The 6,497-nt window shown below is 39.4% G+C and carries 6 protein-coding genes; 1 reads left to right on the top strand and 5 read right to left on the bottom strand.

The window, feature by feature from the left end:
• Nucleotides 1-518 precede the first annotated feature (518 nt).
• Nucleotides 519-2,453 carry an ABC-F family ATP-binding cassette domain-containing protein gene (locus tag BM098_RS12760; protein WP_089833965.1) on the top strand — a complete coding sequence of 645 codons (1,935 nt, stop codon included), beginning with the start codon at nt 519-521 and terminating at the stop codon, nt 2,451-2,453.
• A 237-nt stretch (nt 2,454-2,690) separates the two neighbouring features.
• Here BM098_RS12760 and tsaD read toward each other — a convergent pair whose 3' ends face one another.
• Genes tsaD through thiL form a run of 5 tightly spaced genes read right to left on the bottom strand, consistent with a single transcriptional unit; the run spans nt 2,691 to nt 6,307 of the window.
• Complete coding sequence (gene tsaD / locus BM098_RS12755) at nt 2,691-3,722, bottom strand: tRNA (adenosine(37)-N6)-threonylcarbamoyltransferase complex transferase subunit TsaD (protein WP_186819709.1); 1,032 nt, start codon at nt 3,720-3,722, stop codon at nt 2,691-2,693.
• A complete protein-coding gene (rimI, locus tag BM098_RS12750; RefSeq protein ID WP_234987503.1) occupies nt 3,719-4,162 on the bottom strand; it encodes a ribosomal protein S18-alanine N-acetyltransferase in 444 nt (147 codons plus the stop codon). The genes tsaD and rimI overlap by 4 nt, the downstream gene beginning before the upstream one ends.
• Complete coding sequence (gene tsaB / locus BM098_RS12745; protein ID WP_089833962.1) at nt 4,152-4,844, bottom strand: tRNA (adenosine(37)-N6)-threonylcarbamoyltransferase complex dimerization subunit type 1 TsaB; 693 nt, start codon at nt 4,842-4,844, stop codon at nt 4,152-4,154. The genes rimI and tsaB overlap by 11 nt, the downstream gene beginning before the upstream one ends.
• On the bottom strand, nt 4,841-5,302 hold the full coding sequence (gene tsaE, locus BM098_RS12740; protein WP_089833961.1) for a tRNA (adenosine(37)-N6)-threonylcarbamoyltransferase complex ATPase subunit type 1 TsaE: 462 nt from the start codon (nt 5,300-5,302) through the stop codon (nt 4,841-4,843). Before tsaE ends, tsaB begins: the two co-directional genes overlap by 4 nt.
• Before the next feature lie 9 nt (nt 5,303-5,311).
• Entirely contained in the window at nt 5,312-6,307 is a 996-nt protein-coding gene (gene thiL / locus BM098_RS12735) for a thiamine-phosphate kinase (protein ID WP_089833959.1), read from the bottom strand.
• Between the last annotated feature and the right edge of the window lie 190 nt (nt 6,308-6,497).

Here is a 6,497-nt window from a genome sequence, read left to right as displayed (position 1 = left end):
TTAGATTATAATCAAAAATTTGCGATGCGTTGCCATCGCGGCTTTAAAAAAGCTAAACCAGAAATTATAGAGATGTTCGAAGAACAGCTAGCGAAGCAACAAAGTACGCCATCCTTGACTGTGTGACGTGTGTCGTTATGAAGAACAATAGGCGGATCGGCGAAATAATGCTTTATCTAGCACCATCCGCTTACGGGATGGTATAACGACACAAGTGTTTCTAAGTTCTCATGGGGGCGGGACCCCGAACCCACCCCATGAATCACTAAGAAACAGCCCCACAATCAAGGACAAGCAGCTGCGCTGTGGCTGAGCGTTTAAATATATTTCTAATTTTATACAGTAACTCTGGAACTACAATGGAGAGGTTTACACAAAATTCTTGACACTACCAAACATATCTTGTCTGTTTTTCTAAATACGATACCTAGTATATATAATTATATCACAAACCCCTAGTGATTTGCTTGCAACATCTCTGTCTGTTGCGATACACTAGCCTAGATGAGGTGAAAGAAATGATACTAATGCAAATAAATCAGCTAATGAAGCGTTTCGGCGCTGAAACTATTCTAGACAATATTAAACTAGAAATCCAAACAAAAGACCGGATTGCTGTTGTTGGACGTAACGGTGCGGGAAAATCAACATTATTAAAGATTATGGCAGGTGAGTTATCTTATGATAATGGTGAGATTCACCGAGCGAAAGAAGTGTCGCTCGGGTATTTATCGCAACATACCGGGCTTGAATCAACCGAAACCATCTATAATGAAATGCTTTCGGTGTTTGAATCGTTAATTAATGAAGAACGCGCATTACGCCAAATGGAACAGAAAATGGGGGATCCTGATTTTATTGAAGATCAACCAAAGTATCAACAACTATTAAATCAGTATGACCAACGTCAAACAGATTTTAAACATGATGGGGGATATCAGTATCAATCCGATATTCGTAGTGTGTTACATGGGATGAACTTTTATGCATCAGATTATGAGACGCCTATTCATACACTTAGTGGCGGTCAAAAAACCCGACTTGCTCTTGCAAAATTATTACTACAGAAACCTGATATTCTCATATTAGATGAGCCCACAAACCACTTAGACATTAAAACATTAACTTGGCTTGAAAACTTTCTAAATAACTACCCCGGGGCCATTGTGATCGTGTCGCACGACCGTTACTTCTTAGACAAAACCGTTAACACAGTCTATGAACTCTCACGTACGCAGTCTAAAAAATATCACGGTAATTATTCGTACTACTTAGACCAAAAAGCGCGTGACTATGAACAAGAATTAAAATCATTTGAAAAACAACAAACAGAAATTAAAAAATTAGAAGACTTTGTGCAAAAGAACCTTGTCAGAGCATCCACAACCAAACGTGCCCAGAGTAGGCGTAAACAACTTGAAAAAATGGATAAAATGGATTCACCCAAAGGGGATGAGAAAAGCGCACACTTCGCGTTTGATACAGACAGACGCAGCGGCAATGATGTGCTAAAAATTGAGGCGCTTGATTTTTCCTATCCTGATGATTCGACACCTATTTTCGAAGATGTCTCTTTTCATGTTAATCGAGGTGATCGCGTTGCACTCGTTGGTCCTAATGGTGTAGGTAAAACAACGTTACTAAAAATTCTTGTCGGAAAACTTGCGGCTGCTAGTGGCGATATTCAATACGGCGCAAAATTAGACATTGGTTATTATGATCAGGAACAAACCGAGCTTAACCCAAGAAAGACAGTATTAAATGAACTTTGGGATGATTATCCGATGATGAATGAAAGGGATATTCGAACGATCCTCGGCAACTTTTTATTCAGCGGTGATGACGTGTTAAAACCTGTCCACGCTTTAAGTGGGGGCGAAAAGGCACGCATATCACTGGCAAAATTAATGATGCAAAAAGCCAACTTATTGATCCTTGATGAGCCAACAAACCACTTAGATTTAGATAGTAAAGAAATTCTTGAAGCTGCTTTACTCGACTATCCAGGAACGATTATTTTCGTTTCACACGACCGCTATTTTATTAATGAAATAGCAACAACGGTTATTGAACAATCGAGAAACGGCGCGACGGTTTATCTAGGTGATTATGATTACTTTGTCGAGAAAAAACAAGAATTAGCCGACATGCACGCACTCACAAACAAAGAAAAAATAGATACTTTTACAAAAGAAAAATCAAGTTTTGAAGAAGAAAAACAAAAGAAGCAACAAGACCGTAAAAGAATGCGTCGAATTGAAGAAATTGAACAATTAATTAGTGAGTATGAAACAACAATTGAAAAAAATGAAACCTTGTTATGTGAACCGGAAGTCTTTCAAGATCATGAACGCGCCCTTAAATTAACAGAAGAAAATCAAACACTAAACCAGACCATTGAAACACTAATGGAAGAGTGGGAATTATTACATCAAGAAGAAACATCTTCTTGACAGAAAAAATCATTTGTCACAAATGGCAAATGATTTTTTGTTTTTATCTAAGAAAACCACATAAAAATTATCCACAGATAAAAAAAGCGCTATAATAGTTATCAACTGACTTATTCACACTATCCACAGATTTTCATCGTGTTATCCACTTTTTTATGCACAAGTCCATCATTGATATACCGTCTATTGAAAAAGTTACCCACATTTCACTAATGAGTTGTGGATAACTTCTTTAATTTATCTCTTGCCGTACTGTTCTAGATCTAATCCTGGATTCGCATTTAGATCAAGACCGCTAAATGCTTGTTTTTGATAATCATTAAAGGCTACGGCTCCGATCATGGCTGCATTATCAGTACATAAAGCTAGCGGCGGGATAGATAAGTTCACCTCTTTGTCACTAAATTTTGCACGAAGTGCCTCTCTTAAACGACTGTTAGCGGCCACACCACCAGCGATGATGACTTGTTTCACGCCATACTCAACACTCGCTCGATAAGTCTTGTCAACGAGCACTTCAACGACACTTTCTTGGAAGCTACAAGCGATGTCTTCTTTTTTTAATTCAATTCCTTTTTGTTTCGCATTGTGCACCGTATTAATAACCGCAGATTTCAATCCACTGAAACTAAAATCATAACTGCCCTCTTCTAGATAAATACGCGGTAAGTTAAGTGTATCACTTCCTAGTTTTGCGAGTTTATCCACATGGGGTCCACCTGGATAAGGGACATCGAGTACTCTCGCCACTTTGTCATATGCTTCTCCGCACGCATCATCTCTTGTTTCCCCAATGACCTCATACACCCCATGTTCTTTCATTATTACAAGTTCCGTATGTCCACCTGAGACGACAAGACACAACAGTGGAAATTGAAAGGGTTCTATAAGCTGATTGGCATAGATATGACCCGCAATATGATGGACGCCAATTAGCGGTAACTGATGACTAAATGCCAACGCTTTTGCGGTTGCCACGCCTACTAACAGCGCCCCAACTAAGCCAGGACCTTCTGTCACAGCGACAGCATCAATGTCCGCCATTGTTAGTGACGCTTTTGTTAAGGCCTCTTCCAATACTTGCGTCATTTGTTCGACATGATGCCTTGACGCAATCTCAGGTACCACGCCACCAAAGCGTTTATGACTGTCTATTTGTGTCGCGACAACTTCACTCACAATCGTATGACCATCTTGAATAATTGCGGCGGCTGTTTCATCACAGCTTGTTTCAATTGCTAAAATATTTATTTGATCTGTTTTTATCATAATTCCACCCACATAACAATGGCATCTTCATTATTATCGGTATAGTACCGTTTTCTGATGCCAGCTTTTTTTAGTCCAAATGATTGATACAACTTTTGTGCTGCTACATTACTTTCTCGTACTTCTAAAGACATTAATCGCCCGCCTTTTAGCAAGGCTTTATTGATTAAATATTGAAACAGCATATGACCGTAGCCCCGCGTTCGCTCACTCGGTAACACGGCAAAATTGGTCACTTGGATTTCATCAAAAATAATCCAAGCCCCGATAAAGCCAACAACACCTTGATTATTTTCAATGACATAGTAATGTGCAAACTTATTCTCTGTTAGTTCTTCTTTATAAATATCGCGTGACCAAGGGGTCGGAAAAGATAGCTTTTCTATTTCAGCAACAGCATCAAGGTCTTCCTCACGCATCAGTCTCATATTAACGGTCATATTGATCCGCCTTCTGCTTTTCTAACCATTTTGCTTCAGCTTCTACTAAGCGTAAATAGTTTGGTACGAGTAAATGTGGGTCGGTTGGTGCTAAGTCTTTTCCATACTCGGCTAGTAATCCAGCGCGCATAAGATGATGGCCCTTCGGTTTGAATTGAGCTCGTTCCCCTAAACGCTCTCTGATAAGTGATTGAAATGTGGCTAAATCTGGACTAACAAATGTTACTGGCTTGTTAAGGGCGACTAATTTTTCAAGCCACTCGTCAATCATGATGTTCACTTCAGGTAATACTTCATTACCTTCCTTATCATAAAGTCCAGCATAGACAAGCCCGCGTCTCGCATCAAGAAAACTACAGACTAAATCATCACCCGATGCTTGTAAGCTAAGGGCACGTAAACTTGATACACCAACAACAGGAATATTTAATGTCCAGGCCATTGTTTTAGCTGTCGACAAGGCGATTCTAACCCCTGTATAAGAACCCGGTCCCATACCAACGACAATTTTCGTTAAGTCTTGTGGCGTAACTTTTGCCTCTTTCATGATGCGATCAATCGCCGGCATTAATCGGGTGGAATGCTTATTTTTATTTTTTGAACTGTACTCTTCAATAATTTCCTGATTGTTGTGTAAACTCACACTTAACACATCAGTTGATGTATCCATAGCTAAAATCATATGTGCGGGATCTCCTTTATAACATAATCAAAATAGTCACTTGTAGATGTTAATGTAATAACACGCCGATCGCTATCATCTACCTTGTTAATAGTGATATCCAGTCGTTCATCTGGTAAAAACGAAGCAATATACTGTGGCCATTCTACCACCGCTACCCCATCACCATAAAAATAATCATCAAAACCTATGTCCTCTTCTTCATCTTCGAGACGATAAGCATCGATATGATACAACGTTTTTTCACCTTGATAAACTTTAACAATGGTAAACGTTGGGCTGTTTATCGTCCGTTTAACGCCAAGGCCAATACCGAGCCCCTTCGTAAATGTCGTCTTACCAGCACCTAAATCACCACTTAAGGTCAGGCAATCATTTGGTCTGAGTAGTAAGGCGATTTTTTCAGCTAAACGCTTTGTTTCTTCTGGTGTTGTTACCTGATATGTTTTTTCTGTCATTAATTTCACCTAATTTTTATGGGTATAACCCGTTTTTTTTAATCGTTTTAGTGTATCATGCTGTTTTAGATACACACGTTGATTTGTATGTTCAGCATCTTTCACATACCCAATCTGACAGAGTGGTAAGTGATGCTTGCGCGCTATTTCTACAACAAAAGGAAAGTCTTGTGTTGAAACCGTTCCTAGTAGTTCAAAGTCTTCGCCACCTGAATATTTATAATCGTGAATAAGCTCATCAGGTAGAATATTCATATCCGGATGTACCGGTACTTGATCATCATCAATAATTAATGTTACTTGTGAAGCTTTAGCAATTTCATTTGCTTCACTTGCAATCCCATCGCTGACATCATTTAATGCTACGCGTTGTAACGGTGTCAAATCCCTAGCGAAATCGACCCTAGGTGTTGGTTGTTGATGCCGATGAATGAAAAAATCCCGATCAATCTTATCTAGTTGATCATTATACGGCTGACGCTTGTATTCATCTAATAATAAGCCAAGACCGAAACGACTGTCACCTAACGTACCTGTCACAAAGACAATATCGCCATCTCTCGCATGACTTCTTAATCTAGCCTTATCTTTATCTACTACACCATGTATCGTCACTGAGACGACTAATTGATCGCCTGTGACAGTGTCTCCGCCGATTAAATCCATATGATACTGCCGACTTAACTGATCCATGCCTTGATAGATTGCTTGCAGTTCATGATTTGAATAATCTTTTGGGACAACGAGCGAAATCATGTAAGACGTCGGCACGGCCCCCATAGCAGCCATATCACTGATGTTTGCGGCTAAAGTGCGGTAGCCAATATAAAAAGGTGGAACCGTTTCTTTTGAAAAGTGAACCCCATCAACCATCGTATCCACAGCGGTCACAAGATCATGATAAGAATGCCTCAGTATAGCGGCATCATCACCAATGCCTTTAATGACACTACTCTGGCGGTAATACTTTTGTGTTATTGAATCAATAAATTCAAATTCATCCATCATAAACCGTCCTTCATTTACATATTTGCTACAACCATCATAGCAAATATTCTAAAAGAAATCGAAGATTTCTCTTAGATTCATCTCAAAAAAGACATAAGAAAAGCTCGGCTAGGCCTCGCCCTTTTTGGGCTAGAGGTTAGCCGAGCTTTTCAATTCTGGATTTTTATAAGTGATGCCATGAAGGCTT

Source organism: Halolactibacillus halophilus, from assembly GCF_900115605.1.
Lineage (GTDB): Bacteria > Bacillota > Bacilli > Bacillales > Amphibacillaceae > Halolactibacillus > Halolactibacillus halophilus.
The sequence above is the reverse complement of the archived record's forward strand: the minus strand, read 5'-3'. Positions and strand labels throughout refer to the sequence as shown.